Source organism: Ardenticatenales bacterium, from assembly GCA_020634515.1.
Lineage (GTDB): Bacteria > Chloroflexota > Anaerolineae > Promineifilales > Promineifilaceae > JAGVTM01.
This window is the reverse complement of sequence record JACKBL010000001.1, coordinates 864619-889355: the sequence shown is the minus strand read 5'-3', so window position 1 is coordinate 889355 and position 24737 is coordinate 864619. Positions and strand designations below refer to the sequence as shown.

Here is a 24737-nt window from a genome sequence, read left to right as displayed (position 1 = left end):
GAGTGGCACGGGGCGCGACCAACTACCGGGCACAGCCATCAACCATTCATTATCCCCAGAAATGTCTCGCAGGTGGCGGGGGAGAAGCCGGCGTAGTCGTTGTTGGCGAAAACGTAGACGGCGCGCATGTGTGGCAGGTGGGGCAGCATCTCCTGCCACCACCATTGCAGCCTGGGGGTGGTGTCTATCTGTTCGGCCACTTTGCGCGCATAGCTGCCATGCCGCCCCAGCAGGCGCAGGTAGACGAAATCCGCCGTGGCGTGGACCTGTCGCGGCATGTAGATGTAGTCGGTGGAGGTCCAGGCGACGCCGTACGTTTGCAGGAGTTCCGAGGTGCTGCGCTTGTACCAGGAGCGGTGACGAAATTCGACGGTGAAGCGCAGATCGGGGGGCAGGTAGGGCAAGAATCGGGCCAGGGCGTCCCCGTCTTCATGGGTAAAATCGGGAGGAAACTGCAGCAAAATGGGGCCGAGTTTTGCGCCAAAGAGGCGTACGGTTTGCAGGAAGATGTCCATCTGGGCGCGGGCCGCCTCATTCAGGCGCAGGTCGTGGGTGATGGTGCGCGGGGTTTTGGGGCAGAAGATGAAGTTGTCCGGGGTGAAGCTGGCCCAACGTTGGACGGAGGTGGCGCGGGGGATGCCGTAAAAGGTGTTGTCCATTTCCACGGCGTTGAAGCGTTGGCTGTAGTAGGCGAGGTAGTTTTGGCGGGGAATGCCGGCAGGATAGAACACCCCGTCGCGCCAATCTGGATAAGCGTACCCCATCGTGCCCACATAGTACACCGGGGTATTCATGCGCTCAATCTCCGCTCACGGTGCGCGCCACGCCGGCAGCCACAACAGGTTGGGGCGCGTCCGCGGCCAGCAGGGAGGCCGACGTGAGGACCAGCAGAATCCAGAGGGCGTCGGCCAGTAGCAGGTGCAGCATTTGCATCCAGACGGGAGCCAACAGGAGGACGTTAACGAACCCGGCGATGAGTTGGACGATAAAGGTGATCTGGACGGCACGAGTGAGCGCGCGCAGTTTGTTGCCCTGGAATTCGGCACGGAAAATGCCGGCAATCACCGCCAGATACAGCCCCACCACAATCGCCACCACCGGATGCCAGACACGCAGCCGCACCAGGAAATGCGCCGTTGCCGCAAAATCCTGTTGCAACCCTTCCGCCAGCGATCCGGCGGGGAAGAGCGTGTCCCCCAGCGCCGTAATCGCCCCGGACACCCCCAGGGCAAACATGCCCACCACGCCAATCACCAGTGTCCACAGCATCCCGCCGCGCCCACGCAGGCGCAACGGCTGACCGCCGGAAGCCCACCACGCCGTCAGGGCGAGGAAGGCGATTAAGATGAAGGTGTTGATCAGGTGAAGACTGACGGCATAGACGCGCGCCAGCGATTGATTGTGCGCCACCAGTTCAAAGAGAACCAGTCCCGCGCCCACCAATCCTTCGGTGAGGATGAAGATGGTGGAGAAGACGGCTCCACGGCGGACGACATGCCCCTTCTCATAGGCGCGGAAAGCCCAAACCAGCAGGATGAGAACAAAAACACCCGCCAGTGCGCTGCTCAAGCGATGGCTGTATTCCACCAGTGTCTCAATGCGCGCCGCGCGCGGCACGACGACGCCGTTGCACAGCGGCCAATGCTGCCCGCAGCCGGCACCCGATCCCGTGGCCCGCACGTACGCGCCCCACAAAACTACGGCCACGTTGAAGGCCAGAACAAACCAGGCGTATTTGGAGAAACGTGATTGTGTCATACGGATATTATAGGTTGTTCATTGACTCTTGCCAGTTTTTTGGAGGGCGGCGATTGGGCGCGGAAAAACAGACGCCCCGCGTCGTGAATGTCCGGTTCATCACTGTCGGCGAAAACCTGGACATCCGCAAACCCTTTCGCCGTCAAGGTCGCGGCTAAGTAGCCGTCCGAAAACAACTGCACACTTTTTACGGACGGTTAGTGCCAAGCTATCATAGATAGCCGCTGTCCGTACATTTCCGCTAACTTGATTTATGTGCCGGCATTTTCACGCTCCCCCCAATGCCAGAAAATCCTTCCCGTGCAATCGATCCTGAATACGGCCCCAGATAAGCTCCAGGTCCTGATCCCGCTGCACATAGTCCAGGTTATCCGTCTCCACCGTCAGCACCGGAGACAGCGTAAAACCCGTCACCCACTCCTCATACAACCGATTGAGTTGCGACAAATAAGCATCAGAAATGGATTGCTCATAACTGCGCCCGCGCTGCTGAATACGGCGGCGCAGCGTGGGTACGGACGCGCGCAGATAAACGACGAGATGGGGCGGCTGGAGCATCTGCGACAACGTCTGGTACAGTTCCAGGTAGTTTTGCCAGTCACGCCGGCTCATGTGCCCCTGCTCAAACAAGTTACGCGCGAATATCTCCGCATCTTCATAGACGCTGCGGTCTTGCAGCACGGAACCGCCCCGCTGCAACAGATGGTGGTGCTGCTGCAATCGGCGCGCCAGAAAGAAAATCTGCGAGTGGAAGCTCCAGCGGCTCATGTCTTCATAGAAATCCGCCAGGTAGGGATTTTCGGCAACGGCCTCAAACACGGGGTCCCAACCGAGCCGATCCGCCAGTCGTTGCGTGAGTGTGGATTTGCCGACGCCGACGTTGCCGGCAATCGTAATAAAGTATTTTCTCATCGTCCTAAATCGTGACTCTACTGAAAAAAGGCCAAAAACCGGGTTTTTACACATGAACCACTCTGGTTATTTCGGCCGGACACTCGAAAAACCCGGTTTTTTCAGTGAACTCAATCGTAATCGCAATAATCGCAGTCGGATGGCGCTCAAAACACCTTGCGCGGCTGCCATTCGCCGTCCGCGGCAGCCGCCAATCCCAAAAACGTCCCCACTTCGTCATAGACCCGCGCCAGCGGCGCTTCCGGCTGGCGCGGCAGGCGCGGCCAGCGACGGCCCTGGCGCAGGTGCGCCGCTTCCTCGGCGGAAAGCGTCATCTGGGGCAGGTGGCGCACGGCCACGTCGCCGGGCAGCAGGTAGTGGGGCAAGGTTTCCGGGTTGAGTGCGGCCAGGGGCGTGGCCTCGCCCACGGTGAACGGGCCAATGGCGGTGCGTCGCAGGGCAGTCACGTGCCCACCACAGCCCAGCGTTTGCCCCAGATCGTGCGCCAGACTACGAATGTATGTGCCGGCACTACACACCACCCGCAAGCGCACCTGAGGCAGTTCACAGGAGAGCAAATCCAATTCATAAATCGTCACCGGACGCGCGGGGCGGGCTACTTCGATGCCCCGGCGCGCCAGTTTGTACAGCGGCTGCCCATCCTTCTTCAAGGCGGAATACATCGGCGGAACCTGGGCTATGTCACCGCGAAAGGCGTGCAAAGCCGCGCTCACGTCCGCCGCGCTCACGGCAACAGGCCGTGTCGCCACGACAGTTCCGTCGGCGTCGTAGGTATCGGTTTCCAGACCCAGGTGAATGGTGGTTTCGTACGTTTTGCGCTGCTCCGCCACATATTCGATGAGGCGGGTGGCCCGACCCAGAAAAATGAGTAAAACACCGGTCGCCAGGGGGTCGAGCGTGCCGGCATGGCCCACCCGCCGCATATGGCCCACCCGCCGCACCTGGCTAACCACATCATGCGACGTCAGCCGTAACGGCTTGTCGATATTCAAGACACCCTCAAACGGGAGAGATGCGTCCGTCATGATTTCCACCGGGGCGTCGGCGGCCGCCGCGCCCACGTCATCCCGCGGCAGCCGCCCGCGCCACCTGCCGTTTAATCTCCGCCAGGCCGCGGGACACAATCAACTGCTCCGCCGCCGCCAACGGCCCCGAAATGGTACAGCCAGAGGCCAACGCATGACCGCCGCCGCCCAGGCTGGTCGCCAACTCTGACACGCTCCACGGCGGGCGACAGCGAAAACCCACGCTCACCCGCCCATCCGCCATCTCCATCAGCACCACGCCAAACGCCGCCTCGCTCGTGTTGCCCAACATGCTCACCAACCCAGCGCTGCTGGCCTGGTCATACCCCACCTCCTGCTGCTCCGCATAACTGACACACGTCCACAACAAGCCGTCGCGGAGCTGCATATTTGCCAGCCCTTTCTGATACATACGCAAAGTGGAAAGCGGTTTCAGGTTCAATGCCTGCATGGTGATCATCGTCAGGTCCGCGCCTGCTTCCATCAGGACGCTGGCGGCGCTGATGGTTTGCGCCGTCACGCCGGCAATGCGGAAGCCCAGCGTGTCCGTGACGATGCCCGTAAGCAGACTGCGGGCAATGTCCGGCGTGAGCGACACGCCCAAAACGGGGAGCAGATTGAAGAGGATTTCCGCCGTGGACGTGGTTGTGCCATCCACCAGGTTGGTGACGCCAAAGCAGGTGTTGGTGATGTGGTGGTCGATGTTCAGAATGGGCGGGCGTGGATTACCCAGCAGCGTCAGCGACTGCCCCATGCGCTCCTCATCACCACAATCCACCGCCACAATCAGGTCAAACGCCCCTTCGATTTGGGGCTGGCGCACGGCGTCCACGTCCGGCAAAAAACGCAGATGGTCGGGCACGGGATCGTCGCAAGCCAGTGTGACGTTTTTGCCCATCTGGCGCAGGATCAGGCCCATGCCCGTGAGGGAACCAATGGCGTCGCCATCAGGGGCGATGTGGGTAATGATCAGGATATTTTGGGCGGGGCGCAAAGTATCCAGAACGGCCGTGGTCGTTTCCGGGGGCACGCTTACTCCTCTTCGTCAGCGTCCAAGTCGCCGAGTTGGTCCAGTAGTTGGTGAATGTGTTCTGCCTGGAAAAGGGTGGGATCCCAGTGGAAATGCAGCATGGGCACGGTGCGCAAACGCAAGCTGTGGCCCAATTCGCGGCGCATGAAGCCGCTGGCGCTGTGCAGCCCGGCCATCACATCCTCTTCCCGCGCATCATCCCCCAGGGCGCCGACGTAGATGTCGGCGGACTGGAGTTCGCGGTCGATCTTCACTTCCGTGATGGTCACACCCTGGACGCGCGGGTCGCGCAGTTCGCGCAGGATCAGTTCGCTCAAGAGGGTGCGAATTTGCTCGGCGGTGCGCTGCTGTCGTATTTTACTCATAGCCGTATCCAAAGATGAACAGGACGGTCAGGCCGCGCGTTACACGATTTCTTTGCGTTGCGAGACGAAGAACTCAATGATGTCGCCCGGTTTGATGTCATTCCAGTTTGCCAGGGAAACGCCGAACTCAAAGCCGGCCCGCACTTCGCGCACGTTTTCTTGCAAATGTTTCAGACTGGAAACATTGCCGGCATGAAGCAGCGTGTTATTGCGAATGACGCGGGCGCTGGCGTTGCGGCGTGCCTCGCCGGTGCGCATGAAGCAGCCGGCCACCGTGCTGACGTTGCGAATGTGGAAGATCTGGCGCACCTCGGCGCGGCCAATGATGACCTCTTCGTATTGGGGCGCCAACATGCCGCGCATGGCTCGCTCAATATCTTCCAGCAAGTGATAGATGATACTATACAGCTTGATTTCCACCTCTTCGGTGCTGGCGGTAACGCGGGCTGCCGGGTCCACGGAAACGTTGAAGCCAAGAACAACGGCATCGGAGGCGGAAGCCAGCATGATGTCGTTTTCGGTGATGTCGCCGGTGGCAGCGCGCAAGATTTCCAGATTGACTTCATCCTGATTCAGTTTGTTCAGGGAAGTGACAATCGGTTCCAGGGAGCCTTGCACGTCGGCCTTGATGATCAGGTTCAGGGTTTTTGCTTCGCCCTCGAGCAGCCGGGCGAAGAAATCATCCAGGGTGGCGGCGCGTTTCTCCTTCACTTCCCGTCCGCGCTCCAGGGTCATTTCCGCCACGACCTTGCGCGCCGTTTTCTCGTTTTCCACGATGACGAACTGGTCGCCGGCCTGGGGAATACCGTTCAAGCCGGAGACAGACACGGGGGTGGAGGGGCCGGCTTTCTGCGTACGCTTGCCACGATAATCAAACATGGAGCGAATGCGGCCATAATGTTCGCCGATGAGCAGGGTGTCGCCAACTTTAAGCGTACCGTTTTGCACGAGCAAGGTCGTCATCGCGCCGCGCCCTTTTTCAATACGGGCTTCGAGGACGGTTCCGGTGGGGGAGGCGTTGGGGTTGGCCCGCGGACGCAAATCTTCGGCAATGAGCAAGATGGCTTCGATCAGGTCTTCGATGCCCCATTGTTCCCTGGCGGAGACTTCAATGACCATGGTGTCGCCGTCCCAATCATCGGGGACGAGGCCAATTTCGGCCAGTTGTTGTTTGACGCGGCTGGGGTTGGCAGCAGGGAGATCGATCTTGTTGAGGGCTACGATGATGGCGACGTGGGCGGCGCGGGCGTGGTCGGCAGCTTCGCGCGTCTGGGGCATGACGCCGTCGTCGGCGGCGACGACGAGGATGGCGATGTCGGTGGCCTGCGCGCCGCGGGCACGCATGGCGGTGAAGGCCTCGTGGCCGGGTGTGTCGAGGAAGGTGATAGTTTTGCCTTCGTGTTCGATCTGGTAAGCGCCAATGTGTTGGGTGATGCCGCCAACTTCACCGGCCTGGACGTTGGTGGAGCGAATAACGTCGAGGAGGGAGGTTTTGCCGTGGTCTACGTGCCCGAGCATGGTGATGACGGGGGGGCGCGGCACGAGGTTTTTCTCTTCCTCGTGCGCCAGGATTTGTCGCCATGCGGGACGGTCGGCTTCTTCCTCTTCTGCCGGCATTTCCTCCGCAAACGGCACCGCTTCAAACCCGAGTTCACCCGCGACGATAGCCGCCGTATCAAAATCAATCTGCTGATTGATATTTACCATGATACCGCTCGTCATCAACTCCTTGATGACGACAATTGGGCTAATATCCATCATCGTCGCCAGATCACGAACGGTTATGAAATCGGGCAGTTCAATTAATTTCTTTATTGGAGTCGTCATAGATTCTCCCTGCGCTGTAATACGGTCTACGCAAACCGGTTCTGTAAATGTTTTACTGTCAGCTTCGCGGTGTTTGACGGATTTGTGGCAACCGGGCCGTGTTGGACCGGGCGCGCAGGCGCGCAAAAAAAGATAGCCGACACCTTGTGAGGAAGGGTCAGGAACCTGTCCTCGCCAAAGCGCCGGCCACCTGGGTTGCTGCCGTGTTGAGCCAGTCGCACGCAGGGAAACTCAACGTGTCATTACATGATGTTCATCATTCCCTGTCTGTGACTGCTCACGGTCAACGGTGACCGGCTTATGTGCCGCGATTGACTGTTTTTCCGCGGTTGTCAACTCGCCGCCCAGTGCCCGATTCAGAATCGCGCTGCTGAGGGCTTTCTCCCAACAGGCGGGACGGTCGCACAAGTAGGCGCCGCGCCCGTTGCGTTTGCCGGTGGGGTCAACGACAACGCCCTCATCGGGCACGCGCACCAACCGGGTAAGGCGGCGCTTGTCGCTCTTTTGCCCACAGGCTATGCACGTACGTTGTGGTACGTGTTTGCGGCGTGGTTGCGTTTTTGCCGGCATTCTCGTCACGCTCATTCCGACACCAACGCAACAACGCCCGCGTCTTGGTCAGGTGCTGCTGGCCAGAACATGCTCAGGCTACCTGATGTCCATGATTAAAAATCTTCGAACTCGTCATAATCTTCCCAGCTTTCGCGGCGGCGACTGCCCTTCCGCTTCCGCTTCGTTACCACTTCGCCCGTCGATTCATTGTAGACCAGTTGCTTGCCCTTGTGTGGCTTTTTGGTGCCCGCGCGCGCGCCCGTCGTATCCGCAACCTGCTCCGTTTCTCCCGGCGCGGGTTCCGTAACCACGACAATCGTGGGCTTAGGCTTGGCCGGCTTCTTCGGCGCCACGGGTTCCACCAACGGTGCGGCCAGGTCGTCCAGCGGGGCCACGGGGGGCGCGACAACTTCCGCCTCCACCACCGGTTCCGGTTCCGCTTCCGCCTCGGCCACTTCTTCTTCTTCTTCTTCCTCTACTTCCGCCTCTTCCACGCTCACGGCGGCAGCCGCGACAACTTCCGGCGCGGCCTCTTCCTCTTCGGCTTCTTCCACCACCATGGTCGGGGCGGCTTCTATTTCCACTTCTTCGATGATAGCGGCGACCGGTTCTGCCGGCATTACCACACCGGCATAATACGCTTCAATCGCTTCCTGGAGTGTCTCCAGCGACTTTTCGCCAAACCCTTTCAAATCAAGCAGGGCTTCATCACCCAGTTCAATCTGGAAAAGCACATCGCCAACGCTGGCGAGTTCATTTTCCTTCAGGAGGTTCATGACACGTGCCGGCAAATCCAACACATCAATCGACACCTCCCACGCTTCCTTCGGCACCTGCTTCCGTGCCTCCAACCGCTTCTTACGGCTCTCCTCCAACCGGTTTGCACGCTCACGCAGCACCCGCCCCAACGTACTGGCGACAAAACGATTCAAGAGATTGTAATCTTCCGCCGTAATCGGGCGCGACGCCTCTTTCTTCGCCAGCACCAACTGCACCTGCTCCAAAAGCTCCTTGTTGCGCGCCACATTCCGTTCCACCGCCGGGCTATCCAGCAGTTGCAGCGACTCCGCCGCCGCTTCCGTCAAACTCTTGATGTCGATACGCCAGCTCGTCAGCTTCGCCGCCAGGCGCGCGTTCTGTCCCTCGCGCCCAATCGCCAGCGAAAGCTGGTCATCCGGCACAATCACCACGGCCGTCTTCCCTTCCTCCGGGTGGTCTTCCAGGAAAACTTGCGAGACGCGCGCCGGACTCAACGCTTTGGCAATAAAAGCAGGTTGGTCCGCATCCCACTCGATGACGTCGATTTTCTCGTCGTTCAACTCGCGCACAATGCTCTGAATACGCACACCGCGCATCCCCACGCACGCCCCTACCGGGTCAACCCCCGGCTGCAAGGCCATCACGGCCACTTTGGAGCGCGCTCCCGCTTCCCGGGCAATGCTCTTAATTTCCACCTGCCCGTTGTAGATCTCCGGCACTTCCAATTCCAGGAGGCGGCGCAGCAAATTGCGGTGGTTGCGGCTGACGATAATCTGCGGACCGCGGCTGGTACGGCGCACTTCCAACACATAGACACGAATCTTGTCATGGGGGCGATACCGTTCGCCGCCCACCTGTTGGCTGCGCGGCAGCAGCGCCTCCGTGCGTCCCAGGCCTATCGTGATGTTTTGCCCGCTGATGCTTTGCACGGTTCCGTTGACAATTTCGCCTTCGCGGGCAGAGAAATCCTCATACAACTGTTCTCGCTCCGCTTCGCGCACGCGCTGCAAGATCACCTGCTTCGCCGTCTGCGCGGCAATGCGGCCAAAATGGGGTGGCGTGCTGTCCATCAGCACCATGTCACCCATTTGCACGTCCGCGTAGCCCGCCGCCCGCGCGTCCACAATACGCACTTCAGTGCGATCATCAATGATCGAATCCACCACTTCTTTTTCGGCATAAATCGTCGGTTCGCCAGTGTGTCGGTCAATTTCGACCGTAACCTGTTGGTTGCTGCTGGCATTCACGTTGCGCCGATAAGCCGAAACCAGCGCCGTCTTTAGCGCTTCGATGACGACTTCTTGTGGCAGGCCACGCGCCTGGCATATTTCATTAAATGCGAGAAGAAATTCACTTTTCACGGAGCCAACCCTACAGAGAATTGAGTGTGCCGCTTCCCAAAATCCGTTTTCCGTTTCGGGAAGCGATGTTCTTACCCTATAATAAAGCAAAAAAGTGGGGGCTGCCCACTTTAGGTGATGACAATCTACGCCTAAGTACAAAGATTATAGCATAGTTGGTTTTTAGCGGCAATGCGCGCCGAACGGCAAATTCCCGTTGCTGCGCAAGAATGGTCCAGGACAACCACAACGCGCTATAATCATGAAGGATTGCGCTCATGCCAGCGGTCCATTTTGTTTCTGAAGGACTGTGAACATGGAAAGCCCCCTCCTAAAACCGCGACGTGGGCTGCGCTATCAACCGACAACGACCAACTGACGACTCCCCACTCAACCACTATGTTTGCCGAACAGAAGCTGTCTGACATCCCCCTTGTTGTGCTGGATACCGAAACCACTGGATTGCGCCCAGAATTGGGGCATCGCGTCGTGGAAGTGGCCGCGGTGCGGCTGGAAAACTGGCAGAAAGTAGAAGAAGTAAGTCAACTCATCAACCCGGAACGGCCCATGGATCCGGAGGCCAGCAAGGTGAATGGCATTCGTGACGAGGATTTGCTTGGGCAACCGGTGTTTGGCCTGCTACAGCCACGGCTGATGGAGATAATGGACGGGGCGCTGCTGGTCGCGCACAATGCGGCTTTTGATGCGGGTTTCCTGGGCATGGAGTTTTATATTGCCGGCATTCACGCCTCCCCCGCCACACTGCCCAACCCCTGGCTCTGCACCCTGCAACTTGCCCGCCGCCACTTCTTCTTCGGCCGCAATAACCTCGGACACATCGCCAGCAAACTGGGCGTGCGCGTCGGGCGCGCCCATCGTGCCCTCAGCGATGTCTACACCACCGCTGCCGTCCTCAAAGAGATGGCGCGACTGCTGGCGCAGCGCCGTCTGGACACCGTGGGCGACTTGCTACACGCGCAGGGCGGCCCCATCTTTGCGCCCCCTCCGCCGCGATTCTCTCTCCCTGCTTCAATCGAAACGGCAATGGTAGAATGCCGGCAACTCAACATCATCTACCTCGACCAATACCAACGCACCGAACGCACCATCACCCCCCTCTACCCCACCCAATATGAAGGCGTCACCTATCTCGTCGCCTTCTGCCATCTACGGCAGGCGCAACGCACCTTCCGCCTTGACCGCATCCAATCCGCCGAAATAAGGAACGGAAATTAAATTAGATGACGAAGTCATTTCCTAACCGCTCCTGCAAACGGACGATGCAATTCCATCTCTAATTTCATCATCAGTCCTGAACCAATCCGCGCCATCGCCTGTGCGGCCCGCCCATCTCCAAACACAATTCAACGCATCACGCTCTTTCGTCACCCGGAATCCACCATGCTCGCAGCCACCACCTCCATTACTGATCGTCGTTCAGGTCGTTTAAGCTTGTTCGGCCTGCTCTATTTTGTACAAGGCGCGCTCTTCGCCTACGTCCTCGTCTTCAACAACCTCTACCTGCGCGCCTTCAACGCCTCCGCGCAGCAGTTAGCCTGGCTCAACGGCCTGCTCGTTATTCCCTTCATCCTCAAGATCGGCATTGGCCTCCTCAGCGACAAAGTGAGTCTGTTTGGGCGCGGGCATCGCCTTCCCTACATGATCAGCGGATTATGCATCACGGCCGGCAGCCTCTGCCTCGCCGCCTTCATCCCTCCCGTCACCTACTTCCCCCTATTCCTCGCCGTCTCCTTGCTCATCGCCCTCGGCGTCGCCCTCTACGATACCGTCACCGACGGCCTCGCCGTCGATGTCACCCCTCCCGAAGAAATGGGCCTGGTCCAGGGCAGCATGGTCATCGGGCGGTCACTGGGGCTGGTGATGCTGGCCGCCGCCTATGGCCGCGTCATCACGGAATTCGGATGGGGCGTCGTTTTCGTCGCCGCCACCTTCTTCTCCCTCACGCCTTTGCTTCTATTATGGCGCGTGCGCGAACCAGAAGAACGTCCCCCCACACGCACGTTTGATTGGAATGCCTTGCGCGCCCTCTGGCAGCCGCGCGTCCGCCTCCTGATGGTCTTCGGCATTCTCTACTCCTTCGTGGCCTACGGAGCCAATGCCATTGTCGCCCTCTTCGCCAACGAAGGTCTGGGGGCCAGCCTGGTACAGGTCGGCGACGCGGCGGCGTTGGGCGGCCTGGGCATGCTCATTGGCGGCGGCATCGTCATGGCCCTGGATCGCAAATTCACCATCTGGACGCGGGGCGTGGGCGTCACCGTCCTGATCTCGCTCACGCTGTTGGGCATCGCTCTCTTCACATCGCTGGAAAACGTGCTGACCATGACGCTCGTCTGGGGCATGTGCCTGGCGGCCGTGGAGCTGATCTTCGTCACCCTGGCGATGCTCAATGCGGACCCGCGGCTAGGCGCGGCCACCTTCGCCATCTTCATGGCTATCGGCAACGTGGGGACGGGGTTGGGGCAGGCCACGACTACGGGCTTGATTGACACAATCGACTTTCGCTGGCTCTTCGCCCTGCTCGGCGTAATGAACCTGACGCTGCTCCCCCTGCTCTACCGCTTGCGCCGGCTGGAATCCGCCCCCACGCCCTCATGAGGATGGGCCACGCCCTGAATGACAAGACCCCATCAAATCCCAAAGAGCCTACTGCGGGGCTTTGTCCAGCGGTGGGGCCACCGCCAGAAAATCCCGCGCGAAGCGGTCACCGTATTCCTGCAACAGATACTCAATGCGCCCCGCATCGTGCGAAGCCACAATCAACCCCGCGTGTTGCTTCTTGTGCAGGCGATAGACAATCTCCGCATCCTGATAAGCGGATAAATCGGGGTGTTCCTGTCGCGCCAGGCAGATGAGAATGCCGGCATAATCGGCGCGCACGGGTGGGAGTTCATACCGCTGCCCACGTAACTGGCACATGGTCATCCGCGCCCATTCACGCCACAAGTTCAGCCCCGTAGCATATTCCACGGTTTCCGCAATGTTCGCGCCGCCGACGCGCGCCGCCGTCTCCAGAAAATAAAAGCGACCATCGGCGTGGGCGCGAATGAACTCCGTGTGTGACACGCCATTCCGCATCCCCAAGGCACGCATAAGCTGCGCGTTTAGAGCGCGCAGCGTCGTCGCTTCTTCCCCTTCGCGGGGCAAGGTGCGCGTGATAAAGACGCCTCCCTGGTGCGCCACCTGCATCGGTGGGCGACCATATTTGTGCGCCACGGCAAAAATGACCTCCCCATCTCGAATGAGAGAATCCACGTGGTAAACATCACCCGGAATGAACTGCTCCAACAGGAAAAAGGATTGCTCATCCCCCAACTTCTCCAACAAAGGCCACAATTCCGCCTGGGCGTTGATCTTCTTGATGCCCATAGCCCCCGCTTCCGTGCGGGGCTTCAACACCCATGGCCCAGGAACGTGGTCCATGTATTGCTGCAACTGTCCGTGATTGAAGACACCCGAGAATGGCGGGACCAGCAGCCCCCCAGCCTGCGCCCCCATGCGCATTGCCAGCTTATCGCGGAAATAGCGCGTGACCGTGGCTCCCATGCCCGGCAAACGCAAATGCTCACGCAGATCGGCGGCAGTGGGCACGTCGTAATCATCAAGCGGCATCACCTGGTCAACGATACGGTGTCGCGCCAGATAACTGACGGCGTAGGTAATGTCCGGTTGCCTGGATAGGTTAGGCATGAAAAAGGCTTCGTCAATGGCATCCCAGGGCCATGCTTCGTCTTTCAAATTCTCTTTCGTGATGAGGATCACACGCGCGCCTTCCTCCTTGCACAGGCGCATGAAAGCTTCCCCCTTGAAAAAACTGGCTAGACAAATGATCGTTTTGGGTTCGGACATGAGCGGTCTCCTAAAAGAGAAGCAGTCGTTGGTGAATGGCCGCCAGCAGGCCGCCACCAACCGGGACAGCGGTCGGGAAACAACATCTGGCGCCGATTGTATACGTCCAGACTGGGTGCGGCGATTTCCGCGCGTGGCAATTGATTGTAGCAATTACGCGCCAAAAGGGTAGATAAAATGCAACTACTAACGCTCTCTGGAGATTGGACCAATTTCACACGCCCAATGTCCATTTTCACCAGAGAAAATGGGGCCAATCTGGCTTAGCAGTTACGATAAAATGAGGAATGGGCGCGCCGGGCAGGCGAGGGTTATAGGGAAAGAAAGAGGAGGAGCATGACGACAAACAAGGTCAAGGCCAGCATGACGATGACGAAGAGCAGAAGTCGCTCGCGGCTGTTGTTGGCCTGAACGATTTCCGGCTGTAGTTCGGTGACAACGCTGCGCCGTGGCGCGGTTTGCGGCGGTGGCAGTTCTTCGGGGGATACGGGTGATGGGGGAAGAGAGGCGGCAGAGGCTTCGTGATCCGGCGGCGGTGTCTCCGCGGCGGGGGGCGGCGCGGCGGACTCCGGTTCTGGGGCAGGAGCCGGCTCGTCGGGGGCGAGCCTGGTCAGGATGTCCGCCGTCAGCTCTATGTCTTCCTTGCTATCCATTGCTTTGGAGAGAAAAGTGAGCATCTCCTGATCAATGCGCGGGGGAAGGGCTTCTGCGTTACTGAATGAAAGGGTGGGGATTGCGTGGGCGTACTCGTCAGATTCAACTTGAGACATACCCATCTCGGCGCGCACTTCCGGGGGAGCCATTTGCTTGACCCAATAGGGAAGCTCGGAAACGGTTAGCCGGGTTGCGTCCGCGCGTTTCTTGACGTCGGCGAGAATGGAACTCAATTCTGAACGCGCCGCCGGACGGGGAGATGCCGGCATATTTTCTACATCCCGCGCAATCAAAAAATAACTTGCCGTCGTCGGATCAAACATCAAATGCCCACCCGCCCGCGCCCGCGTGTTTTCCATCAACGCGATATTCGTCGTCGTCCGCGGCGAGAGGCGGCAGCGCAGACGATACCCCTTCTCTACCAGATCAAACGTTACAACGCCATCATCCCCATCCGCCTGCCGCAAATGCTCCACGCGGCCAACAACAAACACCAGGCCCAGGGGAAGCTCCATGGGAACCTGCACGGCCATGCGACTATTCAAGTGACGAACTGAAATATCCATGTTTCTCGTCGAAGAAGGCAACGGAGGCTGAAGAGTTACCGAAACGAATGATACCGCCCGCGATAATATACGGCCACATTCCGACCGACACGGCACGTTGTCCCCATGCGCGCGACAAAAATCCCGTTTGTAAGTGCGTCGCCCCTCTGGGGTTGAGTAGCTACTTCCTCTTTATTATACGCCATGCGGCAAATTCGGAAATGCGACAAAAGGGGGAGAGTACCCCACCATCGTCGCCGGATTCCCCTTGACGTTAGGAAGAGACGCCTACCTCGCCCTATGCCCGCCCCGCGATGAGTAGGGTAAAATTCGCGCACGAAAGGCACGCACAGCATATGAATCCATTTCCGCCCGGCCACTCCTCACAGTCACGCGCCTCCCTCCGTTGGTGGAGCCAGGCGCTGCTGGTGCTTCTGTGGCTGGCGTTTGTCATTGCCGGTTTCTTTTGGGCGCACAAGCCCTTCAACACCCGGATGCTGCTCGCGTCTGGGCGAACAGGCGCGGCAATTCTGGTGACGGGGGGCATGGTCGCGCTGGGCGCGGGGTTGGGGCGGCGGCTGACCGGGCGACTGCTGGACGCGGAAACAGGGGCGTTACGCCTGGCGCTGCAAAGCAGTCTGGGGCTGGGCGTATTGGCGTTGTTGGTGCTGGGGTTGGGGGCGCTGCGACTCTTTCACCCGCTGGGGGCCTGGCTGTTGGTGCTGATTGTTGCCGGCATTTGCCTCCCCCACGCCAAAAGTATTCTCACAGACGCGCGCCATCTCCGCCGGCCGCCGGCGCAAACACCCTGGGAACGCGGGCTGCGCCTCTTCTCGCTCAGCATGTTGCTGCTGGCGCTTGGTCTGGCACTGGCACCCGACATCAGTTGGGACGCACACGTTTACCACCTCACCGAACCGCGCCTCTACCTCACCTGGGGCGGCATAGCACACCGGATCGATCTCCCCTACCTCGGCTTCCCCCAAAACGCAGAAATGTTGTACACGCTCGGCTTGTTGCTGGGCAACGCCCAGGTTCCACCCTTGCTGCACTTCTCATTTGGCCTTATGGGGCTGGCCATCACGGCTGACCTGGCACGGCGGTATTTCAATCGCCAGGTGGCCTGGGCAGCCGTGGCTTTGCTGCTCTCCGGGGCGACCTGCGTGCTGCTGATGACGCGCGCGTATGCGGAAATGGCCTTGTTCTGCTATTTCACGGCGACCATGTATGCGCTGTTGCGCTGGCGCGATGGCTGTCATGCCGGGCAGGAACGGCGCGGGTGGCTCTGGTTGGCGAGCGCGAGTGTTGGGCTGGCGGGTGGCGTCAAGTACACGGCGGTGGTGATGCCGCTGGCAATGGCCGCGATAGTGGTATGGACGACGCGGCGCGCGGGGTGGCGCGCCTGGGTGGGGAGATTGGCGGGCATGGGCGGCATTGCCGGCATTTTCGTCCTCCCCTGGCTGCTGAAAAACTGGCTCCTCACCGGCAATCCCATCTACCCCTTCTTCCTGAACCACGCCCTCTATTGGGATGCCTGGCGCGGCGCCTTCTATGATCGTGCCGGCAGCGGACTCTGGCCCAACCAACCCATGCGCCTCCTGCTGGCCCCGTTGGAAGCCACCATCCTGGGGAGCGAAGGCAGCAGCAGCTACGACGCTACCATCGGCCCATTTTTGTTGACGCTGCCGCTGCTGCTGCCCCTCGTCTGGCGAGCATTGCGGCGAGAAGAGCGGCGCGTGGTCCTTCTCTTGCTCATCTTCCTGGTCGTCAACGCCGCTTTTTGGCTGTTCGGATTGGCCCGCTCTGCTTTGCTGCTGCAAACGCGGCTGCTGCTGCCCATCTTTGCGCCGTCGGCCATCATGGGGGGGCTGGTTTTGGATCGCCTGGACACGCTGGCGCGCCCGTGGTTGCGGCTCGATTGGCTGGCGCGCGCCCTGGTCAACTTCGCCCTGGCGCTGCTGCTGCTCACCGCCGCGCGCGACTTCCTGTCGATCAATCCGCTGCCCGTCGTCGTGGGGTTGGAATCCGTGGACGGCTATTATGCGCGCCGCCTGGGACCATACGCAGCCGCAATGCAGGCGGTGAACGCGCTGCCGGGGGAGTCGCGGGTGCAGTTTCTCTGGGAACCGCGCAGCTATCTCTGCCGCCCAGACTGCCGCCCGGATGGGATTCTGGATACGTTTTTGCATTTGGCTCGGGGAGAGGGGTTGGATGCTGCCGGCATTGCCGCCCAATGGCGCGGTCAGGGCATCACACACGTCCTCTTCCATCAAGCGGGCTACGCCTTCATCCTGGCGGAGCAGTTCGACCCCGTGGGTCCGCGCGAACAGGCGGTGCTGGCGGATTTACAGGCGCGCTATTTGCAGCCTATAGTCACGATTGGCGACCAGGATTATGTGCTGTACCAATGGCTAGATGACGATTAGGCAACTGCCCTCTCCGCGTCGTTTGTGGCCGGCAATTCCGCTGCTGGCGGCCGTGCTGCGCGTGGTGAACCTGGGCGGCAGGGCGTTGTGGTATGATGAGGCGTTCAGCGTGTTGTTTGCGCAGCGGTCGGTGGGGGAGATGATTGCCGGCACGCTTGGCCCCCAGGCCGCCGCCGCCGAAGAACACCCCCTCCTCTACTACTTTACCCTGCACGGCTGGATGCGCCTCTTCGGCGAGACGCCCGCCGCCGTGCGCCTGCTGTCCGTCCTCGCCGGCGTCGCCACCGTCGCCGTCCTCTATCTGTTGGGCAAGCACCTGTTCGACCGGCGCGTGGCCGCCACAGCCGCCCTCTTCGCCGCCGTGGCCCCCTTCCCGCTCTACTATGCCCAGGAAACGCGCATGTACGCGCTGCTGGCCCTCTGCACAACTGCCGCGCTCGCCTTTTTTGCGCGCGCCTGGCAGGATAACAAGGGGTTCGACTGGGCGGCATACGCGCTCTGCGGCGCGGCGGCCCTCTACACGCACAATCTCGCCGCGCTTTTCCTGCTGGCGCTGGGCGGCTGGATTCTCTGGCGTTGGCTGCGCGGACGGCGGGTGGTCCATTGGCGCGGCGTCGTTGGCGCGCATCTGGGCATGTTGGCGTTATTCGCACCCTGGCTGTGGGTGCTGCCGCGCCAGCTTCAGGCGATTGCCACCAATTACTGGACGCAGCGTCCGGGCGCGCTGGCGTTGGTCCAGACGCTGTATGTGTTTCATTTTGCCGCTGACAATGAGGGGCTGCCGCCCTGGCTGCTTCCGTTTGCGCTTTTGTTCAGTCTGCTCATTCTGGTTTTGGTGGTGATGGAATGCCGGCATCCACGCCACGCCCCCGCCGCCGATCCCTTCCCCGACGCCATCAGCCTGCTTACCTGGTTAGCCTTTGGTCCCATCCTCCTCGCCTTCCTCATCTCCCAGGTCCGCCCCATCTACGTCCTGCGCGCCCTCCTGCCCTCCGCCTTCGTCTACCTGCTCCTCGCCGCCCGCCTGCTCCCCTGGGGACACGCCCCCCGCGCCATCAAAGGGGGCGTCCTGGGCGGGGCGCTGCTCGTCGTCATCGCCTCGCTGCTGTACCACTACCAGTACGCCACCTTCCCCCGCCCGCCGTTTCCACAAGCCGTCGCCTATCTGCGGCAAGAAGTTGCGCCCGGCGACCTGATCATTCACAGCAACAAGCTCACCTTCCTACCCACCTATTATTACGACCCTGACCTGCCGCAAACGTTCATCGCCGACCCACCCGGCAGTCCATCGGACACGCTCGACCCGGCCACGCAAGCCGCCCTCGGCGTGCGGGAGAGCGGCGACCTGCCCACGGCGGCCCAGGGACACCCGCGCATCTGGCTGGTGATTTTCCGCGAAGCGGCGCAAGAGGGCGCAGCGTTGCACCCGCATCTGGCCTGGCTGCAAGCGCATTACACATTGGCCGGGACGCAGGCGTTCCATGACTTGCTCATTTATGAGTTTCGGTGAATGCCCAGCCGCCATCATCCGGCGTGCTGCCAGGGAAAGGACGAATGCAGTACAATAGGCGCACGCAACCATGAAATTTGGCAACCTCATCAACAGGCATTAGCGCAGGCAAACGTATGCGAACTCCAGGCGTTGAGGAGTGGGGAGTGTCGTTGTGGGTTTGAAGATGCCGGCATTATCCCCGCGCGAGTGGGGAACAGCGGCAGGCGTGGCCGTAGCGGGCGCGGCGCTGCTCCTGTTGCCCTATCTGCTCGGCCACTGGCTGTCGCCGGCGGGCAGCATCTACACCGGCCTGCTGCAAAACGTCGAGGACGGAACCTATCTCTCCGCCATCGCCCAGGGACACGCGGGCGCATGGGTCTACCGCGATCTATTCACCCTGGAGCCACACACCCCCGTTTTTATTGAAGGCTTCTACCTCTTCCTGGGGCACGTCGGGCGCTGGTTGGGGTTGTCCGTGGTGGGAGCCTGGCATCTGGGGTTATTCGTGGGGGACGTGGCCGTCTTCCTGGCGACCTTCCTCTTCGCGGCCACGTTTTTGCGGCAGCGGGGGGCGCGCTGGATGGCGTATTTGTTGGCGTTGGGGGGCAGCGGGTGGGATGTGGTCCGTTTGCCCCAGGCGTGGGAATGGACCCGCGCCGCCGAAGCCGTCCCCCTGGACCTGAAGATGCCGGAGTCGCACCTGTTTTTTAGCGCGCTCACGTATCCGCATTTTGTTGCCGGCATCACCTTCATCCTCCTCTTTTTCCTCCTTCTGCTGTACGCCTGGGGCCAACCGCCTGGCCGCCGCCGCCGGCTGTTTCTGCTGGGCGCGGGCGCGGCCAACCTGGCCCTGGCCGTCATCTACCCCTTCCTCATCCTGCTCCTGGCCGCCGTGATGGGCGGCACGCTCCTCCTGCTCATGTTCCGGGCGCGGCGCATCCTCTGGCGCCAGGGAATAGAACTGACCGCCACCCTGCTCATTCCTCTGCCGCTGTACCTGTATTACTTCCGCGCCATCCAAACCAGCAGCGTCTACCGCGCCTGGAACGCGCAGGCGGTGACGCTTTCCCCGCATCCGCTGCACTACCTGCTCACCTATGCGCCGCTGCTGTTGTTGGCGCTGGCGGGCTGGCGCGCCTGGCGACGCATGGAGCCACCAGCGCAACTGGCCTTTGCCTTCCTGTGGGTCTGGGTGGGAGCGGCAGCGCTGCTGCTCTACCTACCCGTGCCGCCGCAGCGCCGCTTTGTGGAGGGGCTGCAAATCCCCCTGGCAACATTGGCCGCCTACGGGCTAACGACCGCCGTGCTGCCCTGGCTGCTGCGCGCCCGCCCGATAAAGGCGCTGCTGCGCCGCCCCCGCTACCGCCCCGCTGGCGTGCGCCGCCTGTTCCTGCTGCTGATCCTGCTCGGCAACAGCGTCATGAGCCTTTATTTGTATACGGGGGCGCTGGCAACGCTGGCGCTGATCCAACCATATCCCCTGTTCCGCCCCCAGGAGGAGATAGCGGCCATGACCTGGCTGCGTGATGCCAGCGGTCCCGGCGACCGTGTGCTGGCCTCCTACTGGACCGGAAGCTATTTACCGGCGTCCACGGGGGACGCCGTGTTTGTGGGACATCTATACGAAACCCTGGATTTTGCTACGCGCAAAGCCGAAGCCGAACAATTCTTCGCCGCCACAACCAGCGACGCCTGGCGGCGACGATTATTGGCGGAAAACGGGATTGACTACATCTTCTACGGTCCCGCCGAACGAAACCTGGGCAACTTCGACCCCGCCCGCGCCCCCTACTTGCACCCCATCTGGCAAAACGAACTCGTCACGCTCTATGTCCCATCCGCCCCGTAGGACAATTTGCCAAAATTGTCCCCTACCACAAGCGGACAATTCGGCGAATTGTCCTACAGTGAGGCGGATGGCGACGACAATTACTGGTGCAAAGCGGGTAGGACAATTTGCCAAAATTGTCCCGCGCCGCAAGCGGACAATTCGGCGAATTGTCCTACAGTGAGGCGGATGGCGACGACAATTACTGGTGCAAAGCGGGTAAGACAATTTGCCAAAATTGTCCCCTACCACAAGCGGACAATTCGGCGAATTGTCCTACAGTGAGGCGGATGGCGACGGTAATTGCTGGCGCAAAACGGGATAGACTACGTCTTTTACGGCCCCGCCGAACGGGACCTGGGTGATTTCGACCCTGCCCAAGCTGCCTTTTTGCAGCCTGTGTGGCAAAATGGGGTGGTTGCGGTTTACGCGCCGCGATAAGCTGTGGAACGCGGACGCGGGCGGGTTAGCAACCCGCCCTACAAGATAGGAGGTTTCGTATGAGACGAGCATGGTTATTGACGCTTGGTTTGTGTGGTTTGTTGTGGCTGGGGGGCGCGGGGGGTGCGAGCAAGGTCGCCGCCGAACGTGGGCGCACAGATGGCCCGTTTACCCATTTGCAGGTGGGCGAAAGCGCGACGGTGGATGTGCGCGCGGAAACAGAGTGGAACTGGAGTGGCCTGCTGCTGCTGCAAGGGGAGAGTTACGCGCTATCGGTCGATCCACAGGATTGGTGGCTGGACTGGTTTGTGGTTACCAACGCCGATGGGTTCACGCGCGAGAATATGGTGCCGTTTGAACCGTTTCGGCGCATGCCGGATGAGCAATGGTTTGCCCTCATTGGCGCCATCGGGCAGTCGTTGGATGATGCCTTTCTCATTGGCACGGAGGCGACGTACACGGTGACGACATCAGGACTCTTTTACAGTTTTGCCAATGATATGCCGGCATTCTACTTCAACAACCACGGGCACGTGCAGCTAACAATCACGCGCCTGGACTGACCCGTGGAAAGAGTTAATGGGTGAATTCGTGAATGGGTGAATGGTTAATGGGAGCGGCGCTGTGGGGATAACTTGTAGGACAATTTGCCCAAATTGTCCCCTCGTGACGGGGGGACAATTCAACCAATTATCCTACGGCGGCGGCCAACAAAAATGAAACGCCCCCAAATCATTCGCGGGCGTTTTCCGCCAGGCTGGCGAAATACTCCAGCAGCGAGCGATGCACAAAAACCCACCCGCCGCAGCAAGATGCGCTCGTGCATGGCGTCCAGGAAGGCGACCAGGCGGCTGTCGCGGAAGGGATACGGCAGCACCCGCGCCAGCAGCCACCGCAGCACATAATGCTGGATAACTGCCTCACCCCCGTACTCAATCAGCCCGACAAACAGCCCGACAAACAGCCCGCCAATCAGCCCGACAAACAGCCCGCCAATCAGCCCGAAAATCAGCCCGCCAATCAGCCCGCTCAATAGCGGGTAATAGTGATGCAGGCGACTGTTTTGCAGCCAGGTGGGTTGCAGGCGTTCAATGTAAAAAACGGATTGTTCGTGCCGCGCCATCCCTTGCGCCAGGTTAACCAGCCAGCGGGTGGCTTGGGCCTGGGTGTAAGGACTGTTTGCTGGCAACGAGCGCCTGGCAAACATGCGATGGGCGTAGTGGTCAAAGAGGTGGCGACGGCGGGCGGCATGGTTCCCCAGCGGTTGCAGGTCGGCAAGGGTTAGTCCGCGGTAAGCGAGGGCCATCAGGTTGAGCATGAGGGGGGCGCGGGCCAGGTCGCGCAGATCGGGGTCGTGCGCCAGGGTGGCCCGCGCCGCCTGTAGTTCCAGTCCTTCCTGCGCCAGGTAGGCGTCAACCTGGGCATCGCTCAATGGCTGAATCTGAATCGCCGTCCCCATGTGCAGCCGCTCTTGTAAGGCTTCGTACTCGGCGACGCGGCTGCAGACGACCATCTCCGCGGGGTGCTTTTCTTTGAAGGCATTGATCGCTGTCAGGCAGTCCGCGCGGGCATTGGCGGCCACTTCGTCCAGCCCGTCCAGCAAGTAAAGAAACTGATTTTGGACAATGGCGGCGTGGGTCAGGTTGCGAGCCAGGCCAAATTGCACAAATAGCTCCTCTGCCATCCACTCCGGCAACGGTTTTTGCGCCTGCGCCCAGGAGGAAAGGTTAAGGATGATGGGGACGGGCGCGGCGTCGTCCTCGCGGGCTGCTACAATCAACACCTCCGCCAGTTGCAGCATGGTGATCGTCTTGCCGCTGCCCGGCTCGCCCAGGATGAGCAGATTGCGTCCGCTGGCGGTGAACAAGTCCAGCAAAGAGTGGTCGGGGGATACAGGCGCGTCTGGCTGCCCTGGCTGCTGCAGCACTAACTGCCACGGACGTGGTCCGACAGCGTCCGGGCGGTGGTGGAGGGCGAGTTTGAGGACTTCGTAGTGCAGCGACTGCTTCAGGAAACCGTCAATCCAGGCTGTCTGCATCTGGTTTAGCAGGTTTTCGCGGCTGCGCGGCGACAGCGAGAGGGCTGTCGCCGGCGGAGCAACCAGTTCCCCTTCTCGCCTGAGCCAGCGGCACGCGGTCCACAACGCAGCCAGAAGTACGCCGACTGCCACGTAAATCGCTTCAAAGCCGCCGCCCTTCCGGTACCACTGCCACAGGCTGGCAGCGGCCATGACCACGGTAACTACGACCAGTAATTCGACTATTCGCGTCAGGCGGCGGCGCCATTCAGGTGTCAGTTTCAGGTTCATGCTTCATCCCCTGGAGTAATAAGTATTGGCTCAAGAGGCGTTTCATTTTGCGCGTACAGCAAGAATACGTCCTTCTAAAACAAGTCTTTTGGGATCTGGTAGTCCGCTGCCGCCAACTGTCCCATCCGGACGGTAGTATTGATGCACAACGGCTACCAGGCTGTTCTCTTGCGAGTAATAGTAAACAATTTGACTGTGGGTACAGACCGGTTCCCCAGGCGGCGGTTGATCAGGGTGAGAGTTTCTTTTCAAGTAAGAGATAAGAGATCCTGACTTTGCTTTCTCATAGTATTGACCGGTGTTAAAGTAATGTCTTATAATGTCTGCCGTCACCCATTCTACTGTGAGTTGACTGTCTGGAGGGTTTTCCCGCATGTTATCGTCCAAATTGAGAAGAAAAATCGTTCAATTTATCGAGAATGCTATTACCATTGAAGAACTCGAAGATTGGTACGTTGCCAGATTGCCTTTGCTGCTCATTGATCCCCATTCGACTGATTCTGATCTGGTTTCAGCGATTGAGCTTGGTTTGGCGGAGTTGAATGCCGGCATTCGCGACGAAAATAACTTGCGCCATTTTTTAGAAGAGGCTTTACGCCAGGCAGCCGTATCGGAAGCGATTTCTTTTTCCGAAACGGAGAAATCTGAAAAGCGTGTGGCTTACTGACGGGAATTCTTGAAATTGTAAACCTGCCAGATTTTCTCTGCAAAAAACCTGGCAGGCTGATCTGTAGGGGGGTGCCAACCCGCTCTACCCGTTTATGCCAGGCGCCATCCCGTTAACCATTCACCCATTCACGAATTCACCCAATTAATTATTCCTCACTTGCCCTGCCATTCCGCCTTGCGCTTGTTAATAAAGGCGTCCATGCCTTCTTTCTGGTCGGCGGTGGCGAAGAGCATGTAGAAGAGGCGGCGTTCGTAGGCCAGGCCGGTTTGCAGGGTGGTCTCGAAAGCGGCGTTGACGGCTTCTTTGCCCAGGCGCAGGGCGACGGGGGCGCGGGCGGCGATTTGGGCGGCGAAGCGGATGGCTTCTTCCAGGTAGGATTCGGCGGGCACGACTTTGTTCGCCAGGCCAAAGCGCACCGCTTCTTCCGCGCTGAGGAAGCGGCCATTGAGGACGATTTCCATAGCCAGGGCCTTGCCCACGGCGCGCGCCATGCGTTGCGTGCCCCCCGCGCCGGGGATGACGCCCAGGTTGATTTCCGGCTGGCCGAATTGGGCTGTCTCGCTGGCGATGATCATGTCGCAGGCCATGGCCAGCTCGCAGCCGCCACCGAGGGCGAACCCGGAGACGGCGGCGACGACCGGCTTGCTGATGCGGCGCAGGCGGTCCCAGTAGTCAATAAAGGGGTTGTCCAGCATGGTCACGGGGGTGGCTACGGCCATTTCCTTGATGTCCGCGCCGGCGGCGAAGGCGCGCTGGTTGCCCGTGATGACAATGCAGCCAATGGCCGCGTCCGCGTCAAACGCTTCCGCCGCGTCCATCACTTCGGCCATCATCTCCCGATTGAGGGCATTCAATGCTTTGGGGCGGTTAAACTGGATCACGCCCACGCGGTCGTGAGTTTGGGTGAGAATGAGTTCGTAGGTCATGCGAGTCTCCAT

General features: G+C 60.3%; 21 protein-coding genes. 8 read left to right on the top strand and 13 right to left on the bottom strand.

Annotated features, from left to right (window positions below; translation table 11 throughout):
- Positions 1–38 precede the first annotated feature (38 nt).
- From H6650_03385 to nusA, 9 genes are all read right to left on the bottom strand, one after another.
- Positions 39–794, bottom strand: coding sequence for a DUF72 domain-containing protein (locus H6650_03385; protein MCB8951036.1), 756 nt, complete (start codon positions 792–794; stop codon positions 39–41).
- 4 nt (positions 795–798) lie between these two features.
- Positions 799–1758, bottom strand: a complete 960-nt coding sequence (locus H6650_03380; GenBank protein ID MCB8951035.1) for a COX15/CtaA family protein — start codon at positions 1756–1758, stop codon at positions 799–801.
- Positions 1759–2025: 267 nt separating this feature from the next.
- Positions 2026–2670, bottom strand: a complete 645-nt coding sequence (locus H6650_03375) for a deoxynucleoside kinase (protein ID MCB8951034.1) — start codon at positions 2668–2670, stop codon at positions 2026–2028.
- A gap of 146 nt (positions 2671–2816) precedes the next feature.
- Complete coding sequence (gene truB / locus H6650_03370; protein MCB8951033.1) at positions 2817–3695, bottom strand: tRNA pseudouridine(55) synthase TruB; 879 nt, start codon at positions 3693–3695, stop codon at positions 2817–2819.
- Positions 3696–3732: 37 nt separating this feature from the next.
- Positions 3733–4725, bottom strand: a complete 993-nt coding sequence (locus H6650_03365) for a bifunctional oligoribonuclease/PAP phosphatase NrnA (GenBank protein ID MCB8951032.1) — start codon at positions 4723–4725, stop codon at positions 3733–3735.
- A gap of 2 nt (positions 4726–4727) precedes the next feature.
- Complete coding sequence (gene rbfA, locus H6650_03360) at positions 4728–5090, bottom strand: 30S ribosome-binding factor RbfA (protein MCB8951031.1); 363 nt, start codon at positions 5088–5090, stop codon at positions 4728–4730.
- A gap of 39 nt (positions 5091–5129) precedes the next feature.
- The gene (infB, locus tag H6650_03355; GenBank protein MCB8951030.1) at positions 5130–6917 is read right to left on the bottom strand and encodes a translation initiation factor IF-2; all 1788 of its coding nucleotides are present in this window, start codon (positions 6915–6917) and stop codon (positions 5130–5132) included.
- A gap of 231 nt (positions 6918–7148) precedes the next feature.
- The gene (locus tag H6650_03350; GenBank protein MCB8951029.1) at positions 7149–7487 is read right to left on the bottom strand and encodes a YlxR family protein; all 339 of its coding nucleotides are present in this window, start codon (positions 7485–7487) and stop codon (positions 7149–7151) included.
- A 95-nt stretch (positions 7488–7582) separates the two neighbouring features.
- Entirely contained in the window at positions 7583–9589 is a 2007-nt protein-coding gene (nusA, locus tag H6650_03345; GenBank protein MCB8951028.1) for a transcription termination/antitermination protein NusA, read from the bottom strand.
- 378 nt (positions 9590–9967) lie between these two features.
- Between nusA and H6650_03340 the strand changes: the two genes are divergently transcribed.
- Together H6650_03340 and H6650_03335 are read left to right on the top strand one after the other, a co-directional pair.
- Entirely contained in the window at positions 9968–10804 is an 837-nt protein-coding gene (locus H6650_03340) for a WYL domain-containing protein (protein ID MCB8951027.1), read from the top strand.
- 165 nt (positions 10805–10969) lie between these two features.
- On the top strand, positions 10970–12184 hold the full coding sequence (locus H6650_03335) for an MFS transporter (GenBank protein MCB8951026.1): 1215 nt from the start codon (positions 10970–10972) through the stop codon (positions 12182–12184).
- 48 nt (positions 12185–12232) lie between these two features.
- Here H6650_03335 and H6650_03330 read toward each other — a convergent pair whose 3' ends face one another.
- Together H6650_03330 and H6650_03325 are read right to left on the bottom strand one after the other, a co-directional pair.
- Entirely contained in the window at positions 12233–13435 is a 1203-nt protein-coding gene (locus H6650_03330; protein MCB8951025.1) for an ATP-grasp domain-containing protein, read from the bottom strand.
- A 311-nt stretch (positions 13436–13746) separates the two neighbouring features.
- A complete protein-coding gene (locus H6650_03325; GenBank protein MCB8951024.1) occupies positions 13747–14655 on the bottom strand; it encodes a hypothetical protein in 909 nt (302 codons plus the stop codon).
- A 335-nt stretch (positions 14656–14990) separates the two neighbouring features.
- Here H6650_03325 and H6650_03320 point away from each other — a divergent pair, with 335 nt between their 5' ends.
- From H6650_03320 to H6650_03300, 5 genes are all read left to right on the top strand, one after another.
- The gene (locus H6650_03320) at positions 14991–17060 is read left to right on the top strand and encodes a glycosyltransferase family 39 protein (protein ID MCB8951023.1); all 2070 of its coding nucleotides are present in this window, start codon (positions 14991–14993) and stop codon (positions 17058–17060) included.
- Positions 17050–18570 (top strand): glycosyltransferase family 39 protein, encoded by a 1521-nt coding sequence (locus H6650_03315; GenBank protein ID MCB8951022.1) that lies wholly within the window; start codon positions 17050–17052, stop codon positions 18568–18570. Before H6650_03320 ends, H6650_03315 begins: the two co-directional genes overlap by 11 nt.
- 139 nt (positions 18571–18709) lie before the next feature.
- Positions 18710–20401, top strand: a complete 1692-nt coding sequence (locus H6650_03310; GenBank protein MCB8951021.1) for a hypothetical protein — start codon at positions 18710–18712, stop codon at positions 20399–20401.
- A 282-nt stretch (positions 20402–20683) separates the two neighbouring features.
- Positions 20684–20821 carry a hypothetical protein gene (locus tag H6650_03305; GenBank protein ID MCB8951020.1) on the top strand — a complete coding sequence of 46 codons (138 nt, stop codon included), beginning with the start codon at positions 20684–20686 and terminating at the stop codon, positions 20819–20821.
- A 59-nt stretch (positions 20822–20880) separates the two neighbouring features.
- Complete coding sequence (locus tag H6650_03300; protein ID MCB8951019.1) at positions 20881–21384, top strand: hypothetical protein; 504 nt, start codon at positions 20881–20883, stop codon at positions 21382–21384.
- A 119-nt stretch (positions 21385–21503) separates the two neighbouring features.
- Here the strand turns inward: H6650_03300 and H6650_03295 are convergent, their stop codons facing one another.
- The gene (locus H6650_03295; GenBank protein MCB8951018.1) at positions 21504–23129 is read right to left on the bottom strand and encodes an NACHT domain-containing protein; all 1626 of its coding nucleotides are present in this window, start codon (positions 23127–23129) and stop codon (positions 21504–21506) included.
- A gap of 373 nt (positions 23130–23502) precedes the next feature.
- Here H6650_03295 and H6650_03290 point away from each other — a divergent pair, with 373 nt between their 5' ends.
- Positions 23503–23796 carry a hypothetical protein gene (locus H6650_03290; GenBank protein MCB8951017.1) on the top strand — a complete coding sequence of 98 codons (294 nt, stop codon included), beginning with the start codon at positions 23503–23505 and terminating at the stop codon, positions 23794–23796.
- A gap of 155 nt (positions 23797–23951) precedes the next feature.
- On the opposite strand, the gene H6650_03285 is transcribed toward H6650_03290, so the two are convergent.
- Positions 23952–24725, bottom strand: a complete 774-nt coding sequence (locus H6650_03285) for an enoyl-CoA hydratase/isomerase family protein (protein ID MCB8951016.1) — start codon at positions 24723–24725, stop codon at positions 23952–23954.
- Positions 24726–24737: the final 12 nt, after the last annotated feature.

What these genes read in the sequence shown, in the direction of transcription:
- H6650_03335 (MCB8951026.1), top strand. Translation starts at nt 10,970, where the DNA reads ATGCTCGCAGCCACCACCTCCATTACTGATCGTCGTTCAGGTCGTTTA.
- H6650_03330 (MCB8951025.1), bottom strand. Translation starts at nt 13,435, where the DNA reads ATGTCCGAACCCAAAACGATCATTTGTCTAGCCAGTTTTTTCAAGGGG.
- H6650_03295 (MCB8951018.1), bottom strand. Translation starts at nt 23,129, where the DNA reads ATGAACCTGAAACTGACACCTGAATGGCGCCGCCGCCTGACGCGAATA.
- H6650_03340 (MCB8951027.1), top strand. Translation starts at nt 9,968, where the DNA reads ATGTTTGCCGAACAGAAGCTGTCTGACATCCCCCTTGTTGTGCTGGAT.
- H6650_03385 (MCB8951036.1), bottom strand. Translation starts at nt 794, where the DNA reads ATGAATACCCCGGTGTACTATGTGGGCACGATGGGGTACGCTTATCCA.
- H6650_03320 (MCB8951023.1), top strand. Translation starts at nt 14,991, where the DNA reads ATGAATCCATTTCCGCCCGGCCACTCCTCACAGTCACGCGCCTCCCTC.
- H6650_03375 (MCB8951034.1), bottom strand. Translation starts at nt 2,670, where the DNA reads ATGAGAAAATACTTTATTACGATTGCCGGCAACGTCGGCGTCGGCAAA.
- H6650_03300 (MCB8951019.1), top strand. Translation starts at nt 20,881, where the DNA reads ATGAGACGAGCATGGTTATTGACGCTTGGTTTGTGTGGTTTGTTGTGG.
- truB (MCB8951033.1), bottom strand. Translation starts at nt 3,695, where the DNA reads ATGACGGACGCATCTCTCCCGTTTGAGGGTGTCTTGAATATCGACAAG.
- rbfA (MCB8951031.1), bottom strand. Translation starts at nt 5,090, where the DNA reads ATGAGTAAAATACGACAGCAGCGCACCGCCGAGCAAATTCGCACCCTC.
- H6650_03315 (MCB8951022.1), top strand. Translation starts at nt 17,050, where the DNA reads ATGACGATTAGGCAACTGCCCTCTCCGCGTCGTTTGTGGCCGGCAATT.
- H6650_03325 (MCB8951024.1), bottom strand. Translation starts at nt 14,655, where the DNA reads ATGGATATTTCAGTTCGTCACTTGAATAGTCGCATGGCCGTGCAGGTT.
- H6650_03350 (MCB8951029.1), bottom strand. Translation starts at nt 7,487, where the DNA reads ATGCCGGCAAAAACGCAACCACGCCGCAAACACGTACCACAACGTACG.
- H6650_03285 (MCB8951016.1), bottom strand. Translation starts at nt 24,725, where the DNA reads ATGACCTACGAACTCATTCTCACCCAAACTCACGACCGCGTGGGCGTG.
- H6650_03380 (MCB8951035.1), bottom strand. Translation starts at nt 1,758, where the DNA reads ATGACACAATCACGTTTCTCCAAATACGCCTGGTTTGTTCTGGCCTTC.
- infB (MCB8951030.1), bottom strand. Translation starts at nt 6,917, where the DNA reads ATGACGACTCCAATAAAGAAATTAATTGAACTGCCCGATTTCATAACC.
- H6650_03290 (MCB8951017.1), top strand. Translation starts at nt 23,503, where the DNA reads ATGTTATCGTCCAAATTGAGAAGAAAAATCGTTCAATTTATCGAGAAT.